18 protein-coding genes are annotated in these 23,874 nt (G+C 59.7%); 15 read left to right on the forward strand and 3 right to left on the reverse strand.

Translation table 11 applies throughout. The features are described from left to right. Positions 1–2: 2 nt before the first annotated feature. Together AC1ROR_RS17195 and AC1ROR_RS17200 are read left to right on the forward strand one after the other, a co-directional pair. Positions 3–2,405, forward strand: coding sequence for a PIG-L family deacetylase (locus tag AC1ROR_RS17195; protein ID WP_498590163.1), 2,403 nt, complete (start codon positions 3–5; stop codon positions 2,403–2,405). Beyond that, the gene (locus tag AC1ROR_RS17200) at positions 2,402–3,313 is read left to right on the forward strand and encodes a DMT family transporter (RefSeq protein ID WP_498590164.1); all 912 of its coding nucleotides are present in this window, start codon (positions 2,402–2,404) and stop codon (positions 3,311–3,313) included. Before AC1ROR_RS17195 ends, AC1ROR_RS17200 begins: the two co-directional genes overlap by 4 nt. 11 nt (positions 3,314–3,324) lie before the next feature. On the opposite strand, the gene AC1ROR_RS17205 is transcribed toward AC1ROR_RS17200, so the two are convergent. Then, positions 3,325–3,774: a hypothetical protein gene (locus tag AC1ROR_RS17205; protein ID WP_498590273.1), complete on the reverse strand. Its 450-nt coding sequence runs from the start codon at positions 3,772–3,774 to the stop codon at positions 3,325–3,327. Between the two features lie 92 nt (positions 3,775–3,866). Beyond that, positions 3,867–4,760 carry an AraC family transcriptional regulator gene (locus AC1ROR_RS17210; RefSeq protein WP_142174541.1) on the reverse strand — a complete coding sequence of 298 codons (894 nt, stop codon included), beginning with the start codon at positions 4,758–4,760 and terminating at the stop codon, positions 3,867–3,869. 198 nt (positions 4,761–4,958) lie between these two features. Between AC1ROR_RS17210 and AC1ROR_RS17215 the strand changes: the two genes are divergently transcribed. From AC1ROR_RS17215 to AC1ROR_RS17265, 11 genes are all read left to right on the forward strand, one after another. Next, entirely contained in the window at positions 4,959–6,425 is a 1,467-nt protein-coding gene (locus tag AC1ROR_RS17215) for an alpha-glucosidase/alpha-galactosidase (protein ID WP_142841946.1), read from the forward strand. Positions 6,426–6,533: 108 nt separating this feature from the next. Continuing rightward, positions 6,534–8,621 carry an ABC transporter substrate-binding protein gene (locus AC1ROR_RS17220; protein ID WP_498590165.1) on the forward strand — a complete coding sequence of 696 codons (2,088 nt, stop codon included), beginning with the start codon at positions 6,534–6,536 and terminating at the stop codon, positions 8,619–8,621. A 145-nt stretch (positions 8,622–8,766) separates the two neighbouring features. Further along, on the forward strand, positions 8,767–9,774 hold the full coding sequence (locus tag AC1ROR_RS17225) for an ABC transporter permease (protein ID WP_080840091.1): 1,008 nt from the start codon (positions 8,767–8,769) through the stop codon (positions 9,772–9,774). A gap of 1 nt (position 9,775) precedes the next feature. Then, positions 9,776–10,912: an ABC transporter permease gene (locus AC1ROR_RS17230; protein ID WP_080840093.1), complete on the forward strand. Its 1,137-nt coding sequence runs from the start codon at positions 9,776–9,778 to the stop codon at positions 10,910–10,912. Between the two features lie 12 nt (positions 10,913–10,924). After that, entirely contained in the window at positions 10,925–12,595 is a 1,671-nt protein-coding gene (locus AC1ROR_RS17235) for an ABC transporter ATP-binding protein (protein ID WP_080840095.1), read from the forward strand. Positions 12,596–12,617: 22 nt separating this feature from the next. After that, entirely contained in the window at positions 12,618–13,991 is a 1,374-nt protein-coding gene (locus AC1ROR_RS17240) for an alpha-glucosidase/alpha-galactosidase (protein ID WP_080840097.1), read from the forward strand. A gap of 472 nt (positions 13,992–14,463) precedes the next feature. Next, positions 14,464–15,528 carry an HlyD family secretion protein gene (locus tag AC1ROR_RS17245; protein WP_498590166.1) on the forward strand — a complete coding sequence of 355 codons (1,065 nt, stop codon included), beginning with the start codon at positions 14,464–14,466 and terminating at the stop codon, positions 15,526–15,528. 11 nt (positions 15,529–15,539) lie between these two features. Then, positions 15,540–18,317: a ribosome-associated ATPase/putative transporter RbbA gene (gene rbbA / locus AC1ROR_RS17250; protein WP_498590167.1), complete on the forward strand. Its 2,778-nt coding sequence runs from the start codon at positions 15,540–15,542 to the stop codon at positions 18,315–18,317. After that, positions 18,314–19,432: an ABC transporter permease gene (locus tag AC1ROR_RS17255; RefSeq protein WP_498590168.1), complete on the forward strand. Its 1,119-nt coding sequence runs from the start codon at positions 18,314–18,316 to the stop codon at positions 19,430–19,432. The genes rbbA and AC1ROR_RS17255 overlap by 4 nt, the downstream gene beginning before the upstream one ends. Positions 19,433–19,567: 135 nt before the next feature. Then, complete coding sequence (locus AC1ROR_RS17260; protein ID WP_035224908.1) at positions 19,568–20,170, forward strand: hypothetical protein; 603 nt, start codon at positions 19,568–19,570, stop codon at positions 20,168–20,170. A 169-nt stretch (positions 20,171–20,339) separates the two neighbouring features. Further along, positions 20,340–20,486: a DUF1127 domain-containing protein gene (locus tag AC1ROR_RS17265; RefSeq protein WP_077983920.1), complete on the forward strand. Its 147-nt coding sequence runs from the start codon at positions 20,340–20,342 to the stop codon at positions 20,484–20,486. Positions 20,487–20,966: 480 nt separating this feature from the next. Here the strand turns inward: AC1ROR_RS17265 and AC1ROR_RS17270 are convergent, their stop codons facing one another. Beyond that, positions 20,967–21,410 carry a response regulator gene (locus tag AC1ROR_RS17270; RefSeq protein WP_142174550.1) on the reverse strand — a complete coding sequence of 148 codons (444 nt, stop codon included), beginning with the start codon at positions 21,408–21,410 and terminating at the stop codon, positions 20,967–20,969. Between the two features lie 377 nt (positions 21,411–21,787). On the opposite strand from AC1ROR_RS17270, the gene ftsZ reads away from it, so the two are divergent. Both ftsZ and AC1ROR_RS17280 read left to right on the forward strand, forming a co-directional pair. Next, positions 21,788–22,750: a cell division protein FtsZ gene (gene ftsZ / locus AC1ROR_RS17275; protein WP_003499495.1), complete on the forward strand. Its 963-nt coding sequence runs from the start codon at positions 21,788–21,790 to the stop codon at positions 22,748–22,750. A gap of 410 nt (positions 22,751–23,160) precedes the next feature. Further along, positions 23,161–23,859: a GntR family transcriptional regulator gene (locus AC1ROR_RS17280; protein WP_035224984.1), complete on the forward strand. Its 699-nt coding sequence runs from the start codon at positions 23,161–23,163 to the stop codon at positions 23,857–23,859. Positions 23,860–23,874 lie beyond the last annotated feature (15 nt).

The following is a 23,874-nucleotide window of genomic DNA, read 5'->3' on the forward strand; positions in this document are numbered from 1 at the left end:
GCATGCTTAACCCCCGGGAACGTATCGAACGGCAGATGGCCGACCCATGGCTCGTTCGCCTGCACCGCAAGCTGAGCGCGCTGAAATCCACGGTCACCCTCATGCATACCGGTGCGCATCCGGACGACGAGCAGAACGGACTTCTTGCCTATTTCCGCATGGAACTGGGCATGCGGATCATCATCGCCTGCTCGACGCGCGGAGAAGGCGGGCAGAACGCATTGGGGCCGGAACGGCTGGGCGCCCTCGGTGTCATCCGTTCGCGCGAGCTGGAGGAGGCCGCCCGAGTCATCGATGCGGATGTAAGCTGGCTCGGCCATGGCCCGGCGGATATCATCCACGACTTCGGTTTTTCCAAGGATGGCGACCAGACTTTCGGCCGATGGGGGCAGCAGCGCATTGTGGAGCGGCTGGTGCGCGCCTATCGCAAGGAGCGGCCGGATATCGTCATCCCGACATTTCTCGATGTGCCGGGACAGCACGGGCATCACCGTGCCATGACGCGCGCGGCAAGAAGCGCAATCGCGATGGCTGCCGATCCAGCCGCCTATCCCGAACATTTCTCCGAGGGGCTGAAACCGTGGAAGGTGGCCAAATTCTACCTTCCCGCATGGTCCGGCGGCGGCGACACCTATGATGACGAGGTGCCTCCACCCGAGACGACGCTGACGATCAATGCGGCGGGCAACGAAGCGGCCACCGGTGCGCAATATGACCGTATCGGTGAATGGTCGCGTTATTATCACGCGTCACAGGGAATGGGGCACTGGCCGAAGCGGGCGCAGGAAGTCTGGCCGCTGCATCTCGAACTGTCCGGCTTTGCGGGTGGCGCTGAAAGCTCAATCCTCGACAGGCTGCCGTCTTCGCTTACCGATCTTGCGGCTTTTCCGGGTCTCGAGGACGAACTGGCAAAGGCGCTGATCGAGGCCGAACAGGCGATCACTGACGCAATCGCAGCCTTTCCCGAAACGCAACGGATCACGGCGTCCCTTCTGAGGGCGGCTACCCTTTTGCAAAAGGTAGACGAGGCCGCAGCCCGGGAGTTTCAGGAATTGCATGGCCACCGGATCGCGCGCAAACGTGCGCAGGTCGATGCTGCCATCCTGACGACGCTCGATCTTTTCGAGCGCGCCTATGCGGAACCCGCCGAAATCGTGGCGGGCGGCGCATCGTCGCTTCATGTGGAGCTGACAGACCGGGCGGCCAAATTCGGCGTCGAGGTCAAGCCCATTCTTCCCGCAGGCGTTTCCTCATCGGTTCAATCGCTTGGCCAGACGACGGTGCTATCGCTCACTGCCGCTCCCGATGCGGCTGTTTCCGGCCTTTATCAGCCAGACTGGAAGGCGGCCGGCGGCAATGGCCATGCTTATGTGCGCGTGACGGCGAAGGTGGACGGCAGAGAGGTTTCGGCGCCCTTCGATCTCGAGGAGCCGTTTTTCGTCACTCCCGCCCAGTCTCTCACGCTTTCGCAGGATGCATTTCTCGTTCCGCTTGGACAGGACCAAAATAGCCTGATGTTGCAGGCCCATGTGAAAGGTGCAGATAGCCCGATCACTTTCCAGGACGCTGGCGGCTGGAGCGTGCGCAGGTCTGAAAGCGGCTGGCTTGCGGAACGCACGGGCGCGGGCGCGGCGGGACTTGCACAGATCGAACCATTTTCCGGTTCGCAACCGGCTTTCCAGATCACGCCCATCGCCTATCCGCATATTGGCCGGGCACGGTTTCTGGCGCCTTCCGCCCTGAAGATCCTGTCGCTGGACCTCAAGCTGCCGCAAAATGCGCGCGTCGGTTATGTCGGCGGCGGTGCCGACCGGGTCGGCTCATGGCTTTCACGCATGGGTCTCGATGTCACCGAACTGGATGCCGAGGCGCTTGGCCGCGACCTGTCATCCTTCACGACGATCGTTGTCGGCATCTTCGCCTTCGGCATCCGCAGGGATCTGGCCGCGGCAACGGAGAAACTTCACCGTTTCGTCGAAGAGGGCGGTCATCTTGTGACGCTTTACCACCGACCGACCGACGGGTGGAACCCGGAAACGACACCGGTCAGGCGGCTTGAAATCGGCAAACCGTCCCTGCGCTGGCGGGTAACCGACCCGAGGGCGGAGGTGACGGTTCTGGCGCCCGATCATCCACTGCTTGTCGGCCCCAATGTGATCGATGCCGCCGACTGGGCCGGTTGGGACAAGGAACGCGGGCTTTATTTCGCATCGCGCTGGGACGATATCTACGAGCCATTGCTTGCCATGCATGACGTCGATGAACAGCCGCTCAAGGGCGCTCTCGTCTCGGGCGTCATCGGCAAGGGCCGGCACACCCATATCAGCCTCGTCCTTCACCATCAGATGGACAAGCTGGTGCCGGGGGCGTTCCGCCTCATGGCGAACCTCGTGCAACCCGCGTGAATGGCAACGACCAGAGTGAAAAACAGGAGAACCCGCGCGAGAACGATCCCCGCGCGGGCATAGGCTGGCTGCTTATGGATATGGCCCTCGTGTCAGGGGGGATGACCGCACTCGTCAAGGCGCAGGGCGTTACCTATCCGGCCTTCCAGCTTGTCTTCATCCGGGCGATGATCGGCCTGATTTTCATCCTGCCGCTTATCTGGCGGCACAGGATGGAAATGGTGCGCGTCAAATATCCCTGGCGCAACCTTTTCCGCATCTGCTGCAACGCCATTGCGCTCACCAGCAACTTCATCGCCATCACCCTGCTGCCGCTTGCAACCGTCAATGCCATCGGTTTTTCGCGCCCCCTGGTGACGATGGCCATGGCCGTCGCCTTTCTTGGTGAGCGGGTGAGCCGATATCGCTGGGCCGGGGCCTGCCTTGCATTTGTCGGCGTTCTGGTCGTTATCGGACCGGGCGGCGCGGCTTTCAATGCGGGCGTGCTTGTCGTCCTCGTCTCGGTGGTGTTCGGGGCGCTGGCGGTGATCCAGACACGGGCGCTGCGGCAGGAGAATACCACTGTCATGATGGTGTTCTATACCGTGGGACTGGCCGTCATCACTGCCTTTCCCGCAATCTGGACCTGGACGCCGGTTGCGCCGTTCGACTGGGCTCCGCTGCTGGCCATCGGGTTGCTGGCGCAGCTCGGTCAATATTGCTTCCTGCGGGCCTATCGCATTGCCGATGCCAGTGTCCTGGCGCCGGTCGGCTACCTGTCGATCCTGTTCGTGACGGCTGTCGGATATTTCCTGTTCGACGAGGTGCCCGAAGTCCGTGTGGTGCTGGGTATCGCCATCATTCTCGTGTCGCTGCAGTCAACCGTCCTTGCGGAGTTTCTCCTGAAGAGGTTGCGTCGCAAATCGTGACGGATGCCTCTTCACCTTTGCTGCGCGAGCACCCGCAGCCTGACCCAGTTCAATGCCGCAAGCTTAAGGCGATCGTAAATTGAACGTGCGAAACGCACATACCGCATGATCCAGGCGAGCCAGACATAGGTGAGAAGCTTCTCCCGACCGGCGTGATAAATCCGTTCAACGATCAGGAAGGTGGCTAGATGGGCGAAGATCGTCAGAACCACCCCCGTTTTGACGGTGCCATGGGCAATAAGGATTAGTCCGATGACCTTCATGGGTTCGGCAATGGTGAAGGGCACCGCAAGGGTGAGAAGAATGGCCAGACGCGGCAACTGCCCGATCCTGTTTTCCAGCCGTTTGATGACTGTCAGGCCGGAGATGGCCCTGATGACAGGCCGGTAGAGCGGGCGGAAAATGCCATCCAGAATCAGGGCGAAAATGATGAGTGCCCGAATCGGAAAGATAAGCATCATCCGGATTCTGTCTTTCACCTCGGTCGATCTCCCAAAAGCGCGTAGTGTCTTCCATCCTAATCTCCAGAAACGTGGCAAAACCAAGTTGTTTCTCAGGATCCGTCCTGCCGAACGCTCGCATACATGCCGGTGGTGCGGAATTCGCTCGGATTGGTGCCATAAAGCCTGCGGAAGACCTTTGAGAAATAGTTCGGGTCCTCGAAACCGCACAGCACCGACACTTCCTTGATGGGAATATTGGCTGCGGTGGTCAGCAGCTTGGCTGCACGCCGCAATCGCCGCTGCAGCACGAATTCCGCCGGCGGCAGGCCTTCGCTTGCCGTGAAGATGCGGGAAAAATGCGCGCGGCTGAGGCCGGCCACGGCCGCAAGGTCGCTGACGGAAAGCCGCTCGCCGAGATGGCTGTCGATGTAGCTCAGCACCTGCTGCAGTGTGCGATATTCGCCGCCGAAGGAGGGATGCGAGCCGAAGACATCGTCATAAAGCGTCATCGCCGCCTCATAGGCGACGGCCGAGGCCGCGCCCGGGGTTTCCGCGCCGTTGACGAGGCGCGAGCAGCAATAAGCGAGATGATCGACGGTCTCCGGCTGAAGCTTCAGGATCGGGCCGGTAACGGAGAGGATGTTGCGGTGGATGCGCAGGGCCTCCTCGCCATTCATGGAAATCCAGAAGAACTCCCATTCCTTGCCGTCTTCGAGCCAATAGCGATGATTGTGGGGGATGAGCAGCAGCAGGGTTTCACCCGGCTTCACCACATAATGCCGGTTTTCGTAGCGCAGATTGCCTTGTCCGCCGATGCAATATTGTAGCACGGTGAACGGCGTCTGGCCGCGCCTTCGCCCGTCCCAATCATAGTTGCCGCCGCGGCGGATTTCATAGCCGCTGCTGGTGGGCATGGTGTGCAGGGTCTGGCGTCCGCGCGGCAGCGAGACGGTCCGCATGCCGGGTCCCTGATCGATCAAATCACGCAGCACAAAATTACCCATGAAAGCATAATCCTTCTCTGGTCCTGTCTCTTATTATACGCATAATCCCGATCCGAGGAGACAGCCAGCGGGATATTGCTGCTGAAAAATTGGGAGTAAGGCCGGTTTTCCGGGATTCTTACGGGTATTTTTCTGTGGTGCCATATTTACGATCCTTCGGCCCGTTTCACCCGTTCGATTTGCAACAGAGGTGGCGTTATGAGTTTCAAAATCGCTATTATTGGCGCAGGCAGCGTCGGTTTCACGAAAAAACTGTTCACCGATCTCCTGTGCGTTCCGGAGTTTCGCGATATTGAAGTCGCGCTGACGGATATCAGCCAGCACAATCTCGATATGATCAAGGCGATCCTCGAAAAGATCGTCGAGGCCAATGGTTTCCCGGTGAAGGTGACAGCCGATACCAATCGCCGCAGGGCGCTTGAGGGTGCGAAATATATCATCAGCTGCGTGCGGGTCGGCGGTCTCGAAGCCTATGCCGATGATATCCGTATTCCGCTGAAATACGGCATCGACCAATGCGTGGGCGATACGATCTGCGCCGGCGGCATCCTCTATGGCCAGCGCAACATTCCCGTCATTCTGGATTTCTGCAAGGATATCCGCGAAGTCGCCGCACCGGGTGCGAAATTCCTCAACTATGCCAACCCCATGGCCATGAACACCTGGGCGGCCATCGAATATGGCAAGGTGGATACGGTCGGTCTTTGCCACGGCGTGCAGCATGGCGCGGAACAGATCGCCGAAATTCTCGGCGCGAAAAGCGTGTCCGAGCTGGATTACATCTGCTCGGGCATCAACCACCAGACATGGTTCATCGATCTGAGACTCAACGGCCGCAAGATCGGCAAGGAAGAGCTGGTCGCGGCCTTCGAGGCGCATCCGGTTTTCTCGCAGCAGGAGAAGCTGCGCATCGACGTGCTGAAGCGCTTCGGTGTCTATTCGACCGAAAGCAACGGCCATCTTTCCGAATATCTGCCGTGGTATCGCAAGCGGCCGGAAGAAATCGCCCGCTGGATCGACATGTCCGACTGGATTCACGGCGAAACCGGCGGTTATCTCCGCCACTCCACCGAAACGCGCAACTGGTTCGAAACCGAGTTTCCACAGTTTCTTGCCTCGGCGGCAAAGCCCATCGACCCGGCGAAGCGCTCCAATGAACATGCGAGCCACATTCTGGAAGCGCTGGAGACAGGGCGTGTCTATCGCGGCCATTTCAACGTCAAGAACAACGGCGTCATCAGCAATCTGCCAGCGGACGCCATTATCGAATCCCCCGGTTTTGTCGACCGTTTCGGCATCAACATGGTCTCGGGCATAACGCTGCCGGAAGCCTGCGCAGCCACCTGCATGGCGTCCATCAATGTGCAGCGCATGTCTGTCCATGCGGCGGTCAGCGGCGATATCGATCTTCTGAAGCTAGCCGTGCTGCACGATCCGCTGGTCGGCGCCGTCGCCACGCCGGAGGAGGTCTGGCAGATGGTGGATGAGATGGTCGTCGCGCAGGCGCGCTGGCTGCCGCAATATGCGGATGCCGTACCGGCGGCGAAGGAGCGGCTTGCGAAATCGAGCGTCAAGACCCGCGACTGGGCCGGTGCCGCCCGCCGCAATGTGCGTTCCATCGAAGAACTGCGGGCCGAAAAATCGGCGCTGAAAAAGGCTGTTTGAAGGAAAAGGCATGGGAACAGGCCGGGCGGCGGAAGGGAGTTCGTCGCCACGGCCAGAACGATCACAGAGGGTGGGCGGTCAAAGAGCTGCCATTTGGGAGGAATGACGATGTTACTTCAACGCAGGATCGGTATCATCTCGGCACTGGGTCTCGGTGTTTCGATGATCGCACTCAGTGCGAATGCCTTCGAGACCACCACGCCGCCGGAGCCGCCGCAATTTCCGGCCGAAGGCAAGATCAATTACGTGGCGCGCGACTCGATCCTCGAATTCAAGGCGCTGCCAAACTACAGCGAGCCTGACTGGGTCAGCGAGAAATTCGAAAAGACCGGCAAGCTGCCGCCCTTGAAAGAGCGCCTGCCGGAAGAACCGCTGGTCTACAAGACCGGCAATATGCCCGATGGTATGGGCGTTTACGGCGATACGATGCGCCATGTGGTGGGCGGCAGGCCCGAGGGCTGGAACTATATTGCCGGCCAGAGCCAGGGCTGGGGCGGCATCGATATCGCCCTTTCCGAATGCCTGACGCGCACCGCACCGCTCTTCCAGGTGGATGCCAAGGATACCGAACCGCTACCCAATCTGGCCAAAAGCTGGGAATGGTCCGAGGATGGCCACAAGCTGACGATGCATCTCGTCAAGGGCGCCAAATGGTCGGATGGCGAGCCCTTCAACGCCGATGACGTGATGTTCTACTGGGAAGATGCGGTCGTCGATCCCAATGTTTCACCGCTTGGCGGCGGCGCATCGCCCGAGGCTTTCGGTGAGGGAACGACGCTCACGAAGGTTGATGATTATACGGTGGAGTGGACCTTCAAGGCGGCTTTTCCCAAGCAATATCTCTATACCATGGCCTATCCGAGCTTCTGCCCCGGACCGTCGCATATTCTGAAACCGCAGCATCCGAAATATTCCAAGAACACCTACAATCAGTTCAAGAACGCTTTCCCGCCGGAATATATGAACATGCCGGTCATGGGGGCATGGGTGCCGGTCGCTTATCGTCCAGATGACATCATCGTGCTACGGCGCAATCCCTATTACTGGAAGGTCGATGAGAAGGGCCAGCAGCTGCCTTATCTCAACGAGGTCCATTACAAGCTTTCCACCTGGGCCGACCGTGATGTGCAGGCCGTGGCTGGGTCGGGCGATTTTTCCAACCTCGAACAGCCGGAAAATTTCGTCGCCTCGCTCAAACGTGCCGCCGATCCCAATGCGCCGGCGCGCCTTGCCTTCGGGCCGCGCCTCATCGGCTATAATCTGCAGATGAATTTTTCCGCCAATGGCTGGGGCAATCCGGATGAGCGCGGGCAGGCCATTCGCGAGCTGAACCGAAACGAGGTGTTCCGCCAGGCTGTCACATCGGCCATCGACCGCAAGGCCGTCGGCGACTCGCTGGTGAAGGGGCCTTTCACGGCGATCTACCCGGGCGGCATTTCGTCCGGCACCAGCTTTTATGACCGCGCCTCCACGGTTTATTACCCCTTCAACCTCGAGGCCGCCAAGGCAGTACTTGCCTCGATTGGCCTGAAGGACACGGATGGCGATGGTTTCCTGAATTTCCCGAAGGAAACACTGGGCGGTCGCAATGTCGAAATTACCCTTCTCGTCAATAATGGCTATGCGACGGACAAGAGCCTCGCGGAAGGTCTGGTTGGCCAGATGGCGAAACTCGGCCTGCGCGTCGTCATCAACAGCCTCGATTCCAACCAGCGTGATGCCGCCCATTATGGCGGGCAGTTCGACTGGCTGGTGCGGCGCAATTCCACCGAGCTTTCGTCCGTGGTGCAGAATACCGAGCAGCTTGCCCCTGTCGGCCCGCGCACCAGCTGGAACCATCGCTCGCCCGAAGGCAAGGAACTCGATCTGATGCCGTTCGAGAAGGAGATGGCCGACATCGTTCGCAAGTTCATCTCCTCGCAGGACAATGCCGAGCGGGCGGAACTGATGAAGCAATATCAGAAGGTCTACACGCAGAACCTCTATACGATTGGTCTCACCGAATATCCCGGCGCGCTCATCGTCAACAAGCGGTTCTCGAATGTGCCGCAGGGCACGCCGATCTTCATGTTCAACTGGGCCGAAGATTCCATCATTCGCGAACGCCTTTGGGTCGCAGCGGATAAGCAGGGCAAATACGAACTCTTCCCGCAGCAGCTTCCCGGCAAGCCGGGTGAGGGCGGGCCGATCAACTAAAGCATTTCCGGTAAAACTGGACCCCGGTTTCCCGTCCGGAAATGCGAATATCTTGAAGTACTCCTCCCGGAGAACACCCGGTACCGGTCGCGCGTGAAGCGCGGCCGGAGACACACGGCCAATCCAAACCGAGGAAGACCGTTCGATGCTGAGATTTCTGACGATACGTGTAGCATCCGCCATTCCGGTGCTGTTGATCCTGAGCGTGGTAACCTTCGCCATCATTCAGGCACCGCCCGGCGATTATGCCGATTACATCCGCTCGCAGCTGATGAACCAGGGCGGCGCGTCTTTCGAACAGGCGGAAGCGCAGGCGCAGGCCTATCGTGTCGAACACGGCCTCGATAAGCCGCTCGTCATTCAATATTTCAACTGGATCGGCGGCATCGTCACCCGTGGCGATTTCGGTTACAGCTTCTATTACAACAAGCCGGTCGCCGATGTGGTTGGCGAACGCCTGCCGCGCACCATTGCGCTGGCGCTGGTCTGCCACATCTTTGCATCCGTTCTCGGCATCGCCTTCGGCATTTGGGCGGCTACACGGCAATATTCCTGGGTCGACAATCTTCTGTCGACCATCGCCTTCCTCGGCATGACGATCCCGCGTTTCCTGATGGCGCTGATCCTCGTCTATCTCATGGTGTTTCATTTCGACGTGTCTGAGATCGGCAGTTTCTTCTCGCCGCAATATGGCGGCGCGCCGTGGTCGTGGGGCAAATTCGTCGATCTTGTCAGCCACGTCTGGCCGGTGGTCGCCATCGCCGTCTTCGGTGGGCTGGCCTATAATATGCGGGTGATGCGCGGCAATCTGCTCGATACGCTGAATGCGCAATATGTCGAGACGGCCCGCGCCAAGGGGCTTTCGGAGGGCGCGGTCATCATGCGCCATGCCGTTCCGAACGCCGTGCACCCGCTCGTCATGTATCAGGGCGTCGTGTTGCCCTACATGCTGAGCGGCGAGATCGAAACCGCGATCATCTTCGCGCTGCCGACCGTCGGCCCGGCCATTGTCGGCTCCATGGCGGTGGGCGATGTCTATGTCACCGCAACCTTCATGATGGTGCTGGCTGCGACCCTGGTCGTCGGCAACATCATCGCCGACATGCTGCTTGCCATGCTCGACCCGCGCGTCCGCGAATTCGGGAGGGCCTGAGATGATGGCGTTTGACGAGATGAAGACCGAAACCGCCGCCCCCGCAAAACCCGACCGCTCCGCCCATGGCAATGAGAGCTATCTCGCACTTGTCTGGCGTCGTCTGAGGCGCTCATTCACCGGCATGATCGGACTGGTGCTGGTGGTCGTGCTGATCCTCATTGCCATCTTCGCGGATTTCTTCGCGCCGATGAATCCGCTCGAAACCCATGGCAGCTTCTCGCCGCCGCAGGTGGTTCGTTTCACCGACAAGGATGGAAATATCAGTCTCGCGCCTCGGGTCTACGCCATCGCCGAGACCGAAGAACTCGATCCGATCACCTTCCAGCCCATCGTCGGGCCCGACTATGACAATCCCGTCTATCTCGGCTTTTTCGTCAAAGGTGCGGAATACAGGCTTTTGGGTCTCATCCCGATGAGCCGGCATTTCTTCGGCTCGACGGACGGCCAGCCGGTGCATTTTCTCGGCACTGACAAGTTCGGACGCGACGTGCTGTCGCGCGCCATCTATGGCTCGCGCATCTCGCTTGCCATTGCCTTGAGCGTCGTCGCCATCGTCACCGTCATCGGCACCAGCGTCGGGTTGATATCAGGATATTTCGGCGGGCCGCTGGATGCCTGGGTGCAGCGTTTCGTGGAGGTAGTACTGGCCTTCCCGCAATTGCCGCTCTATCTCGCGCTGACCTCGCTCATTCCCGTCACCGCACCGACCACCGTTTTCCTTGTCTTCGTGGTCGGCGTCATGTCGGCGCTCGGCTGGGCGCAGATGTCGCGGGAGGTGCGGGGCAAGACGCTGGCGCTGGCGCGTATCGATTATGTGCGGGCGGCGATTGCCGTCGGGGCGACCGACCGGCGCATCATCTTCCAGCACATTTTGCCGAATGTGATGAGCCACGTGATCGTCGCCGTGACGCTGCATATTCCGAGCGTCGTGCTGCTCGAATCCTTCCTCGGTTTCCTCGGCTTTGCGGTCAAGCCGCCGCTCATCTCCTGGGGGCTGATGCTGCAGGATACCGCGACCTATTCCGTCATCGGTTCCTATCCCTGGATTCTCGCACCGGTCGGTTTCGTGCTGGTCACAGTCTTCGCCTTCAACGCGCTGGGCGATGGCCTGCGCGATGCCGTCGATCCCTATTGAGAGGAGCGTAATATGGTTGCTGCTGCACAAAATAACACTTACGCGCCCGCCATCCGCTTCGATGCCGATGACCGAAACGACGACGCCATCATCGATGCGCGCAACATTGCCGTGACCTTCAAGGTGGAGCACGGCACGGTGGAAGCGGTGAAGGACATCTCCTTCCAGCTTTACCGGGGCGAGACGATTGCCATCGTTGGCGAATCCGGTTCGGGAAAATCCGTCACGGCCCGCACCATCATGGGGCTTTTGACGAAGCGGGCGTCCGTTTCGAAATCTGCGACCGTGCGTTTCAACGGCGACGACATTCTGAAGTTTTCCAGCCGCCAGCGGCGGGCGCTGCGCGGCAACCGCATCTCGATGATCTTTCAGGAACCGATGAGTTCGCTGAACCCGATCTATACGATCGGCAGCCAGATCGTCGAGGCGATCCGCGTTCATTCGAAACTGAGCCGGAAAGAGGCCGAGGCGAGGGCGCTTGATCTTCTGCGGCAGGTGCAGATACCGGAGCCGGAAGCGCGGCTGAAGCAATATCCGCATCAGCTGTCCGGCGGCCAGCGGCAGCGTGTGATGATCGCCATGGCGCTTTCCAACGATCCGGATGTGCTGATTGCCGATGAGCCAACCACCGCGCTCGATGTGACGGTACAGGCGCAGATCCTCAACCTCATCCGCGACCTTCAGAAGAAGCGCGGCATGGCCGTGGTTCTCATCACCCATGACCTGACGATCGTGAAGCAGTTTTCCGATTACGTCTATGTCATGCAGCATGGCGAGATGCGCGAGCACAACACCACGGAAAAGCTGTTTGCAGCGCCGCAGCACCCCTATACGAAAAAGCTGCTTGCTTCCGAACCACATGGCACGGCGAAACCGCTGCCGGAAAATTCCGGCGTGCTGCTGACGGCGAATGGCGTGCGGGTCTCTTTCATGATGCGTTACGGCGGCCTGTTCAAACCGGAGCTGAAGGAGCTGATCGCCGTCGACAGTCTGGGCCTCACCCTCAATCGTCACGAGACGCTTGGGCTCGTTGGTGAATCCGGTTCCGGCAAGACGACATTCGGCCAATCTCTGCTGCGGCTGAACGAGCCGGTGGCCGGGGAGGTGATCTTTGACGGGGAGAGGGTCGATGGCCGCTCCCGCGCGCAAATGCGGCCTTTGCGTTCGCGCATGCAGATCGTCTTTCAGGATCCCTTCGCCTCGCTCAATCCACGCATGACCATCGGCCAGATCATCGAGGAAGGGCTTGTCATCAACGGCCTTGGCCGGACCAGGGCCGAAAGGCTGGACCGGGTGCGCGACGCGCTGGAGGCGGCGGGCATGCCCGGCAATATCCTCTCGCGTTTCCCGCATGAATTTTCCGGCGGCCAGCGCCAGCGCATCGCCATTGCCCGCGCCGTGGCGCTGGAGCCGGAATTCATCCTGCTCGATGAGCCGACCTCGGCGCTCGATCTTTCCGTGCAGGCGCAGATCATCGACCTGCTCCGCAAGCTGCAGGATGAGCGGGGCCTGAGCTACCTGTTCATCTCGCACGACCTGAAAGTGGTCCGCGCGCTCTGCCACCGCGTCATCGTCATGCAGCGCGGCAGGATCGTCGAGCAGGGGCCCGTCGAGGACGTGCTGACCAATCCGAAAACCGAATATACCCAGCGGCTCGTCCGGGCCGCCTTCGAAATCGCTTGAATGCCAAATGCCGGAGGTAGAAATGGCAAGAGATCCCAAGATCACATTTATCGGCGCAGGTTCCACCGTGTTCATGAAGAACATCATCGGCGACGTGCTGCAGCGTCCGGCCCTTTCGGGCGCCACCATTGCGCTGATGGACATCAACCGTGAAAGGCTGGAAGAAAGCGCCATCGTCGTCAACAAGCTGATTTCGACGCTTGGCGCAAAGGCGAAGGCAGAGACCTATACGGACCAGAAGAAGGCACTTGCCGGTGCCGATTTCGTTGTCGTCGCCTTCCAGATCGGCGGTTATGAGCCCTGCACGGTCACCGATTTCGAGGTGCCGCGCAAATATGGCCTGCGCCAGACCATCGCCGATACGCTCGGCGTCGGCGGCATCATGCGCGGCCTGCGCACCGTGCCGCATCTGTGGAAGATCTGCGAGGACATGCTGGCCGTCTGCCCCAACGCCATCATGCTCCAATATGTGAACCCCATGGCAATCAACACCTGGGCGATTGCGGAGAAATATCCGACGATCCGGCAGGTTGGCCTTTGCCATTCCGTGCAGGGCACGGCCATGGAACTCGCCCACGATCTCGATATTCCCTATGAGGAAATCCGCTACCGTTCTGCGGGCATCAACCACATGGCGTTTTTCCTCGAATTCGAGCACCGTCAGGCCGATGGCAGCTACAAGAACCTTTATCCCGACCTCGTGCGCGCCTACCGTGAAGGCCGGGCACCGAAGCCCGGCTGGAACCCGCGTTGCCCCAACAAGGTGCGTTACGAGATGCTGACGCGGCTCGGTTATTTCGTCACCGAAAGTTCCGAGCATTTCGCCGAATATACGCCCTATTTCATCAAGGAAGGGCGCGAGGATTTGATTGAGAAGTTTGGCATCCCGCTCGATGAATATCCCAAGCGCTGCATCGAGCAGATCGAGCGCTGGAAGGGGCAGGCCGCAGCCTATCGTTCGGCCGAGAAGATCGAGGTCAAGCAATCAAAGGAATATGCCTCTTCAATCATCAACTCGGTCTGGACCGGCGAATCTTCGGTGATTTACGGCAACCAGCGCAACAATGGCTGCATCACCTCGCTGCCGGCCAATTGTGCGGCGGAAGTGCCGTGCCTTGTCGATCATAACGGCGTGCAGCCTACCTATATCGGCGAGTTGCCGCCGCAGCTCACCGCCCTGATGCGCACCAACATCAATGTGCAGGAACTGACGGTGCGGGCGCTGATGACCGAAAACCGCGAGCATATCTTCCACGCGGCGATGATGGACCCGCATACGGCGGCGGAACTCGACCTCGACCAGATCTGGTCGCTGGTGGACGATCTCCTCGTCGCGCACCGCGACTGGTTGCCGGAGTGGACGCAGGTGGAGGTGAAGCGGGCGCGGGCGGTGTAACGCGCGGTCGCTACAGCAAATACGAGGCTGCAGGTTTCAACCTGCGGCCTTTGACTATTAAAGGTGCAGGCCCTCTCCTCCGTCATGCCGGACTTGATCCGGCATCCAGCCACGGCGTCTGCGCCGTGAGTAGAGAGTCTCGTGCGATCAAGGACTTGATCGCCTGGACCCCGGATCAAGTCCGGGGTGACGAGTGCGGATGATGCGGCCTTGCCAAACGAGGCAGCTTCATATGGCTTTGCAGTCGCTGCTGCCTGCCATCGTCAACCGGTTTAGGCCCTTGCTCGAAACCTCTCATGCACTTGACTTGTGTCAAAGCCACGAAGCGCACCCTCACTTAAACAGCCGCATGACCCGGCCCATTTCCTCAAACAGAAGAAATGCCGGGTGCGAATTCTGAACGCGATGGTGGCTGGCTTCTTCGGTTTTTACGTATTACGGTTGAAACCTGAAGGGTTCATGGGGAAGACGGATGTCTAAAAAAGGCTTGCTCATTGGTCTGGTGGTTCTGGCTGTTGCCGTTGCCGCCTATTTCTTCTGGTCGAAGCTGACGGGGGAGGGGCTTCCCGCCGGGTTCGTGGCCAGTAACGGCCGGATCGAGGCGGTGGAGATCGATATTTCCACGAAAACAGCGGGCCGTCTTCAGGATATCATGGTGCGCGAAGGCGACTTCGTGAAGGCCGGGCAGGTGCTGGCGCAGATGGACACGGCCCAGCTGGAAGCCAAGAAGCGCCAGGCGGAAGCACAGCTTCGCCGCGCTAAAATAGCGATCGATACCGCAAACAGCCTCGTTGCCCAGCGGGAGGCGGAGAAAACATCGGCTCTGGCCGTGGTGGAACAGCGCAAGGCGCAGCTCGATTCCGCCTCCAAGACCAATGCACGTTCGAAACAGCTGCTGACCGGCAACGCGGTGTCGCAGCAGATTGTCGACGACAGCGAAGCGGCCGAGCTATCCGCCCGCGCCACGCTTGCCTCGGCTGAGGCCTCGCTTGCCGCCTCGGATGCCGCCATCAACGCCGCCAGGGCGCAGATCGTCGACGCGGAAGCGGCGGTTGATGCCGCACAGGCGGATATTGAGAGCATCGAGACTGACATCACCGATGCGACGCTGAAATCGCCGCGCGACGGCCGCGTGCAATATCGCATCGCCCAGCCCGGAGAGGTGCTTTCCGCCGGTGGCCGCGTTCTCAATCTCGTCGATCTCGGCGACGTCTACATGACGTTCTTCCTGCCGACGGCCGAGGCCGGCCGCACATCGATGGGGTCCGACGTGCGCCTCATCCTCGATGCCGCGCCGCAATACACCATTCCGGCCAAGGTTTCCTTCGTGGCCGATGTCGCGCAGTTCACCCCGAAAACGGTCGAGACCGAGGAAGAGCGCCAGAAGCTGACCTTCCGGGTGCGGGCGCAGATCCCGCAGGAACTGCTGCAGAAATACATTCAATATGTCAAAACCGGCCTGCCCGGCATGGCCTATGTCCGGCTTGATCCGAAGGCGGCCTGGCCGGAAAATCTCGAACGTAACCTCGTCAAGTGAGGGTGGCCGCCATGGGCACACCCGCCGCGATGAGCAGTGAAAACGACAGGAATGCGCCGGTTGCACGGCTGGCGGATGTGCGGCTGGCCTTCGGCAGCACGGTCGCTCTGGCCGACATATCGGTTGAAATTCCGTCCGGGCGGATGATCGGGCTTATCGGGCCGGACGGTGTCGGCAAATCCAGCCTCCTCTCGCTCGTCTCAGGTGCGCGGGCCATACAGAAGGGAAAGGTGGAGGTTCTGGGCGGCGATATGTCCGATCCGCGCCACCGCGAGGATACCTGCCCGCGCATTGCCTATATGCCGCAGGGGCTGGGCAAGAACCTTTATCCCACCCTGTCCGTGTTCGAGAATATCGACTTTTTCGGGCGGCTGTTCGGGCAGGGCGGCAGGGAGCGGCAGGCGCGCATTGCCGAACTGCTGAAAAGTACCGGCCTCGAGCCCTTTGCCGACCGTCCGGCAATGAAGCTTTCGGGCGGCATGAAGCAGAAGCTCGGGCTCTGCTGCGCGCTGATCCACGACCCGGACCTGCTCATTCTCGATGAGCCGACCACGGGTGTCGATCCACTGTCGCGCCGGCAGTTCTGGGAACTGATCGATTCGATCCGGGCCGGGCGTCCAGGCATGAGCGTCATCGTCGCCACGGCCTATATGGAGGAAGCCGCCGGTTTCGATTGGCTGGTTGCCATGGATGGCGGAAAAATTCTGGCAACGGGATCGCCTGCCGAACTTCTGGAGCGCACCTCGGCTGCCAATCTCGATGCGGCCTTCATCGCGCTTCTTCCGGAAGAAAAGCGCAAGGGTTACCACGAGGTGCATATCGCGCCGCGCAAGGCGAGCGATGATGGTGACTATGCCATCGAGGCCTCGCATCTGAGCATGCGCTTCGGTGACTTTACCGCTGTCGACAATGTCAGCTTCAAGATTCCGCGTGGCGAGATTTTCGGATTTCTTGGTTCGAACGGCTGCGGAAAATCCACCACCATGAAGATGCTGACCGGGCTTCTGGCCGCGAGCGAAGGCGAGGCGAAGCTCTTCGGGCACAAGGTGGATGCCAGCGACATGGCCATCCGCCACCGCGTCGGTTACATGAGCCAGGCCTTTTCGCTGTATTCCGAACTGACGGTGCGCCAGAACCTCGATCTGCACGCGCGGCTGTTCAAGCTGCCCGAAGAGAAAATTCAGCCGCGCATCGCCGAGATGGCGGAGCGCTTCGATCTCGGCGCGGTCATGGAGACTCTGCCGGACGACCTGCCTCTTGGCATCCGGCAAAGACTGTCGCTGGCGGTGGCGATGATCCATTCGCCTGACATTCTCATCCTCGACGAGCCGACCTCCGGTGTCGACCCGGTGGCCCGCGACGGCTTCTGGCAAATCCTTGCCGATCTCTCACGCAACGATAATGTCACGATTTTCATCTCCACCCATTTCATGAACGAGGCGGAGCGCTGTGACCGGATTTCGCTGATGCATGCCGGCAAGGTGCTGATCAGCGATACACCGGACGCGATTACCAAGAGCCGGAATGCGGCAACGCTGGAAGAGGCTTTCGTCGCCTATCTCGAAGATGCGTCCGGCGTGAAAAAGGCGGAACCGGCGGCGGTGCCGGTCGCTAAAGCGGATGTGCCTGTGACGCCACATGCAGCGCCCACCCGCAAACGGTTTTTCGATGTCAGGCGCATGTTCAGCTATACGCGCCGCGAGGCGCTGGAACTGCAGCGAGACCCCATTCGCGGCACGCTGGCGGTGCTTGGCAGCGTCATCCTGATGTTCGTGATCGGATACGGCATCAACCTCGATGTCGAGGATCTAACCTTTGCGGTGCTGGATCGTGACGATTCCACCATCAGCCGTGACTATGTGCTCGATATTGCCGGCTCCCGCTACTTCATCGAGAAGGAACCGATCCGCGACTATGCCGATATGGACCGGCGCATGCGCGATGGCGAACTGAGCCTCGCCATTGAAATTCCCCCCGGTTTCGGCCGGGATGTGCTGCGCGGCAAGACGGTGGAGGTGGGCGCCTGGATCGATGGCGCCATGCCGCAGCGGGCCGAGACGGTGCGCGGTTACGTGCAGGGCATGCACCAGACATGGCTGGCGAGGAAGGCGGCCGAGATTTACGGCAGCGCGGCGACGCAGAACAGCTTCAGCATCGAAACGCGCTATCGATACAACCCTGATGTCAAAAGCCTTGTCGCCATGGTGCCGGCGGTCATTCCGCTGCTGCTCATGCTCATTCCGGCCATGCTGGCGGCGCTCAGTGTTGTCCGGGAAAAGGAGCTCGGCTCCATTGTCAATCTTTACGTAACGCCAACCACCCGGCTGGAATTCCTGATCGGCAAGCAGCTGCCTTATGTCGCCCTCGGCATGCTCAATTTCCTGCTTCTGACGGCATTCGCCATCTTCATCTTCCGGGTGCCGTTTACGGGAAGTTATCTTGCTTACGCAACGGGAGCCTTGCTCTTCGTCATCATCGCCACCTCGATCGGCCTCGTCATGTCGTCCTTCATGAAGAGCCAGATCGCCGCGATCTTCGGCACGGCCCTGCTGACGCTCATTCCGGCGACGCAATATTCGGGCATGATCGATCCCGTCTCGTCACTGCAGGGCGCAGGCGCCTTCATCGGCAACATTTATCCCGCCACCTATTTCATGACGATTTCGCGCGGGACCTTTTCGAAGGGGCTGGATTTCGCCGGCCTTTCCGGCTCTTTCCTGCCGCTCATCATCGCCATTCCGCTGTTGCTCATCGCCGGCGCCGCTCTCTTGAGGAAACAGGCGTCATGAGGTTGTTTTCATCAAACATCTTCCAGCTCGGCATCAAGGAACTGCGCGGCCTTGCGCGTGACGGCATGTTGCTGCTGCTGATCGTCTACGCCTTCACGCTGCAGATCTATACCGGCTCCAGCGCGCTGCCGGAGACGCTGAACAATGCCGCCATCGCGATCGTCGATGAGGATCAGTCACCGCTTTCGGGCCGCATCAGCACGGCGTTTTATCCGCCCTATTTTGCGCCGCCAAAGCAGATTTCGATCACTGAAATGGACAAGCGCATGGATGCGGGGCTCGATACTTTCGCGCTCAACATTCCGCCGGATTTCCAGCGCCGCCTGATGGCGGGGCAGCAGCCGGCCATTCAGCTCAACATCGACGCCACCCGCATGAGCCAGGCTTTCAGCGGCGGCGGATATGTCCAGACCATCGTGACCAGCGAAATCCAGGAATATATGAACCGCTATCGTGGCGCGACCTCGGTGCCGGTGGATCTGACGCTGCGCTCCCGTTTCAACCCGGAACTGGACAAGTCGTGGTTCGGATCGATCAACAACATCATCACCGCCATCACGATGCTCTCCATCGTGCTGACGGGGGCGGCGCTCATTCGCGAGCGTGAGCATGGCACGGTCGAGCATCTGCTGGTGATGCCGGTGACGCCGCTGGAGATAATGCTGAGCAAGGTCTGGTCCATGGGCCTCGTGGTGCTGGTGGCCTCGGCATTTTCCCTGTTCGTCGTCGTCAGGGGGCTGCTCGCCATTCCGATCGAAGGTTCGCTCTCGCTTTTCCTGCTCGGAACCGCATTGCAACTTTTCGCCATGACCTCGATGGGCATATTTCTGGCGACGGTCGCCGGTTCCATGCCGCAGTTCGGCATGCTGTTGATCCTGTTTCTCCTGCCGTTGCAGGTGCTCTCCGGCGCCATGACGCCGCGCGAAAGCATGCCTGATATCATCCAGTACATCATGCTTCTGGCACCCAACACCCATTTCGTCATTCTGGCGCAATCGGTGCTTTTCCGCGGGGCCGGGCTGGATGTCGTCTGGCCGCAATTGCTAGCCCTTTTGGCCATCGGCAGCGCGCTTTTCGTTTTTGCGCTTCGCCGTTTCAGGCGATTCCTGCGCTGAACCCGGGAAAAATGCCTGTTTTCCGGCCAATTCGCCCGTGTTGAATTTATTGTGTTCGGTAACGGTATGTTCGCCTTCGGGGAATATGCCTATGAGGACGGCTGGGTAAAGCGGGCTTTGTTCAGGAGTAGCAGAATGAATATTGCAGCACGTCTGTCGCTGGCGGCCATGATAGCACTGGCCGCGACATCATCTTTCGCGTCGGAGGATATGACTTCGGAGACGAGCGAAGCGATATTCGGCTTTGCCGGCGCCATGACGAAGGAGGACATGCTGAAAAGCGCGGCTCTCATTCCGGTGGAATATGAGAGGAACGCCATTATTGGTGGCGGTTACCAGTTTTATCCCTACAGCATCGGCAATGTGAAGCTGGGTGGCGAAATCGGCATTGCCGCCAGATTTGGCAAGGGTTTCACCGGTGAGGTCTGGGCGGGGCCGGTTGCGCGTTACGAGCAGATCAAGCTCGGAGAACGGCTGTTCGTCACGCCAAGCTTCACGGCGGGCCTGAGCCTCGTGAACGATGCGCAGCGAGGCCGTGAGCGCGAACAGGAAATCAAGGATGATGGCAACGCCAATGTCCTGTTTTATCTGGGGCCTGAGATCAACGTTTCCTTCAGCGAGGATTCCTCGACGGAATTCTTCTGGCGTCTTCACCACCGTTCCGGCGGCGGCAAGACGCTGGGTAATATGAAGGGCGCAACAAACGCCAACGTCTTTGGCGTCCGCTACAAGTTCTGAAACCTTCCAGTAACGCCGTGCCCCTTTTGGAACCCTTGCATGCAGCGCATGGGTGGCCTGCCTTATTCTGCCTGTTCATTGGGCGAGAGAAAGCGCATATAGGGGGCATCAAAGGACGCCGGAACGAAAACGTTACTGACGTCACCTAAACCTCAGAAAGGGTAATGTCATGAACGTAGCACGCAGCTTCAACAATTGGCGCAAATATCGTCAGACCATCAACGAACTGGGCCGCATGAGCACCCGTGAACTGCACGATCTCGGTATTGATCGCAGCCAGATCACCAGCGTCGCCCGCGCCGCAGTCGGCAAGTAATCAAGGCGAAAATGCCGCTTTTGAATGCCCAAACGCCCGCTTAGCGGGCGTTTTTGTTTTTTGGACTCTGCTGCTGCGATATCACCGTGCTTGATCCTTGGATCGTTGCCTGCAACGGGCGGCGATGTATTCAGGAACGGTGACTGGTGCCATTGCAGCGATATCGCGACGGTCTTGGCGCAATAGTCGCCGGTAATTCTGTCGCCAATATTGGTTATGCGCTAAACGCATATCTGTGCTGCAACCTTGTGCCTGCAAAACGCGCAGGAAAATGTTATCTTCCAACCATCGAAACGGATGTACCTCCTCCCACATCCTTTCGGTATTGCGGGTAATCCACTCCTCCTCCCAAGGATTGCCCCGGGGACAGCGGTTTTCCTCCTCCCATATCGCTGTTCATTTTTTCAAAAAGCCTGCCGCACCTCCTCCCGCGGCAGGCTTTTTTGTTTCTGGCGTTTCACTTCATTGTCAGGGAATAGCTTAGTCGAAGGCCATCATGCCGATGGGCGTGACGGCGCGGGTGCCTGCCAGCTTGGCAAGCGCATAGGCAAGGCATTGTTCAACGGCATCCTGCGGCACGGGCTTTGCGATCACGCCGGCACCGATGCCGAGATTGATCACCACTTCCGGGTTCGCCGTCATGAAAATCACCACGACGCCGTGATCCTGCGAAAGCCGCCTTCCGATTTCGGGGCCGGTCTGGCCATCGGCAAGGTTGACGTCGACAAAGGCGATATCGGCCCGGCTGCCGAGCATAACCGCGTCCTCCAGCCGGTTGGCAATGCCGATGACATTTGCTTCTTCCTGGGCCTGGAGTATGGAATCTTCGATATCCATGGCGATGAGAAACTCGTCTTCCACGATCAGCACGCGTGGCTGTTCCGTGCGAAAACCCGGTTCGCTCTGCAAGACGTCTGCCAACATATGCCTGCCTCCATTCTGTGCGCTTTGGCGCTGCTGGCAAGCAAACACCTGTCAGGGCAACTCGTTCCAAAGTGAGATAAACATGGTGAATGGAGTGTAAACGGCATGGCTTTTCAGCTATCACCTCTGAATAGCGAAGCAGTTGATTCGGTTTGGTTTTCATCCGGGGAAAGGGTGGGGGAACGGCGCCGTAGCGTATTTTTCGCCCCTGGAGTACAGGCCTTTTTGCCGCATATGGCCAAGAGGCTTATTGCAAATTCAAGGCGTTACAGCCTCCTTCCCGCGTGAGGAAGGACGTGCTGGAGCCTAGCCGATCATTCGCGTGCCGCGCTTAAAAACGGCGCGGGACCCTATGAGTTCAGAAAGAGAATAAGACGATGACCCAGTCTCCGCGCGCCACCATTGCCCGCAACACGCCCAATATTGCCGTTATCGGCGTTGGCGGCGGTGGCGGAAACGCGATCAACAACATGATTGCCGAGGGCATCGGCGGCGTCGATTTCATCGCGGCCAATACGGACGCGCAGGCGCTGAAGAAAACCAACGCGCCGAGGCTTGTGCAGCTGAGCTCCGAGCTGACGGGCGGGCTGGGCGCGGGTGCCGATCCTGAAGTCGGCCGGCAGGCGGCGATCGATTCGCTCGACGAGATCATGGATCACCTGAGCGGTTACGACATGTGCTTCATCACCGCCGGCATGGGCGGCGGCACCGGTACGGGGGCGGCTCCCGTCATCGCCGAAGCCTGCCGTGCGAAAAATATCCTGACCGTCGGCGTCGTCACCCTGCCGTTCAGCTTCGAAGGCGCGCGCCGCATGCGGGCCGCCGAATATGGTTTCGCCAATCTGCTGAACACGGCCGATACCGTCATCGTCATTCCCAACCAGAACCTTCTGCGTATTGCGGATGCCGGCACCACTTTCGAAAATGCGCTGAAGACGGCGGACAAGGTTTTGTCGCTCGGTGTGCGTTGCGTCACCGATCTCATCCTGCGCGAAGGTCTGGTCAATCTCGATTTCGCCGATGTGCGTTATGTCATGAAGAATGGCGGGCGTGCGCTGATGGGCACCGCCCAGGCCAAGGGCGAGAAGCGCGCCTCGGAAGCCGCCGCCGCTGCCATTGCCAATCCGCTGCTCGGGGAGCCTTCGCTCAAGGAAGCGCGCGGTGCGCTTGTCTCCATCTCCGGCGGCAACGATCTGACGCTTTACGAGATCGACGAGGCGATGACGCTGGTGCGCGAGGCGGTGAGCGAGGAGACCGATGTGGTGATGGGTGCTTCCTTCGATCCGACGCTGGACGGCGCCTTCAAGATTTCCGTCGTGGCCACCGGCCTGCGCAACTGAGGGCGCACTACCGCGAGGCCGGGCTATTGGGTCAGCACAACGGTGCAGCTCGTTTCTTCTCCCCGCCGGGGAGAAGGTGGCCCGAAAGGTCGGATGAGGGGGCTAGCTCTCCGCATATCTCGACCCTTGCCCCCTCATCCCGCTGCCGCGACCTTCTCCCCGGCGGGGAGAAGAGACAAGCGGCATGCTCTTCGCTTCTAAGGGAAATCATCCACTCTTAAGCGGCGACGCTGTATAAATAGCATCAACGCCACAAATCGCATGTTTGAAGCTGTCGCGGGTAATTTTCGCGACGGCTTTTTGTTGTTTTTGAACAATTATTCCGCCATTCGAAGCGCAGGCGCTGCAACGCGGCGTTGATCGGGAAAAAATATAATAGTACTCTTTATGTCGACAAGAGGGATTTGATGATGACGGATATAATTGCTTCTGCCGAGCGCAAGCGCGGCTCCGGCGTGAAGATGGTCTACGATCTGCTGCGCGACGAAATTCTCGATCTGGTCCTGCCGCCGGGTAGCCCCATTGACGAGGTGCAGCTTGCCGAACGGTTCAAGATGTCACGCACGCCGATCCGCGAGGCGCTGGTGCGGCTGTCGGGCGAGGGGCTGATCGATACGCTGCCGAACCGCTCTACCATGGTGTCGAACATCGATTTCCTCAACATGCATACTTATTTCGATGCGCTGGTGCTGATGTACCGGGTCACGACCCAGCTCGCCGCGCAATATCACCGCCCGGAAGATCTGGCGGAAATCCGCGCGCATCAGGCCGAATTTGCGGCTGCGGTGGAAGCGCAGGATGCGCTGGCAATGATTTCCACCAATGCCGCCCTGCATCTTTCGATCGCCGAAGCCGGACGCAACCCTTATTTCACCAGCCTGTTCAAGCGCCTGCTGGATGAGGGACGGCGCATCCTCAGGCTTTATTACCAGTCCTATGACGATCGCCTGCCGAAGCGTTTCGTCGACGATCATGATGAGATGATCGCGGCGATTGCCGCACGCGATACTGTTCTTTCCGAGAAACTGGCCCGCGAGCACGCCGAGCAGATCGTGCGGCAGGTGCAGAAACTGCTGGTGCGTAACGAGCGTCTGGAAATAAATCTGTAGCTTGTCGATTTCTTG

It is taken from the genome of Agrobacterium sp. GW821-FHT14E08, assembly GCF_058803865.1.

Bases quoted from the DNA above. Each gene is read 5' to 3' on its own strand.
- AC1ROR_RS17255 (WP_498590168.1), top strand. From the start codon at position 18,314: ATGAGGTTGTTTTCATCAAACATCTTCCAGCTCGGCATCAAGGAACTG.
- AC1ROR_RS17245 (WP_498590166.1), top strand. From the start codon at position 14,464: ATGTCTAAAAAAGGCTTGCTCATTGGTCTGGTGGTTCTGGCTGTTGCC.
- AC1ROR_RS17265 (WP_077983920.1), top strand. From the start codon at position 20,340: ATGAACGTAGCACGCAGCTTCAACAATTGGCGCAAATATCGTCAGACC.
- AC1ROR_RS17195 (WP_498590163.1), top strand. From the start codon at position 3: ATGCTTAACCCCCGGGAACGTATCGAACGGCAGATGGCCGACCCATGG.
- ftsZ (WP_003499495.1), top strand. From the start codon at position 21,788: ATGACCCAGTCTCCGCGCGCCACCATTGCCCGCAACACGCCCAATATT.
- rbbA (WP_498590167.1), top strand. From the start codon at position 15,540: ATGGGCACACCCGCCGCGATGAGCAGTGAAAACGACAGGAATGCGCCG.
- AC1ROR_RS17235 (WP_080840095.1), top strand. From the start codon at position 10,925: ATGGTTGCTGCTGCACAAAATAACACTTACGCGCCCGCCATCCGCTTC.
- AC1ROR_RS17240 (WP_080840097.1), top strand. From the start codon at position 12,618: ATGGCAAGAGATCCCAAGATCACATTTATCGGCGCAGGTTCCACCGTG.
- AC1ROR_RS17215 (WP_142841946.1), top strand. From the start codon at position 4,959: ATGAGTTTCAAAATCGCTATTATTGGCGCAGGCAGCGTCGGTTTCACG.
- AC1ROR_RS17230 (WP_080840093.1), top strand. From the start codon at position 9,776: ATGATGGCGTTTGACGAGATGAAGACCGAAACCGCCGCCCCCGCAAAA.
- AC1ROR_RS17220 (WP_498590165.1), top strand. From the start codon at position 6,534: ATGTTACTTCAACGCAGGATCGGTATCATCTCGGCACTGGGTCTCGGT.
- AC1ROR_RS17280 (WP_035224984.1), top strand. From the start codon at position 23,161: ATGACGGATATAATTGCTTCTGCCGAGCGCAAGCGCGGCTCCGGCGTG.
- AC1ROR_RS17260 (WP_035224908.1), top strand. From the start codon at position 19,568: ATGAATATTGCAGCACGTCTGTCGCTGGCGGCCATGATAGCACTGGCC.
- AC1ROR_RS17270 (WP_142174550.1), bottom strand. From the start codon at position 21,410: ATGTTGGCAGACGTCTTGCAGAGCGAACCGGGTTTTCGCACGGAACAG.
- AC1ROR_RS17210 (WP_142174541.1), bottom strand. From the start codon at position 4,760: ATGGGTAATTTTGTGCTGCGTGATTTGATCGATCAGGGACCCGGCATG.
- AC1ROR_RS17205 (WP_498590273.1), bottom strand. From the start codon at position 3,774: ATGATGCTTATCTTTCCGATTCGGGCACTCATCATTTTCGCCCTGATT.
- AC1ROR_RS17225 (WP_080840091.1), top strand. From the start codon at position 8,767: ATGCTGAGATTTCTGACGATACGTGTAGCATCCGCCATTCCGGTGCTG.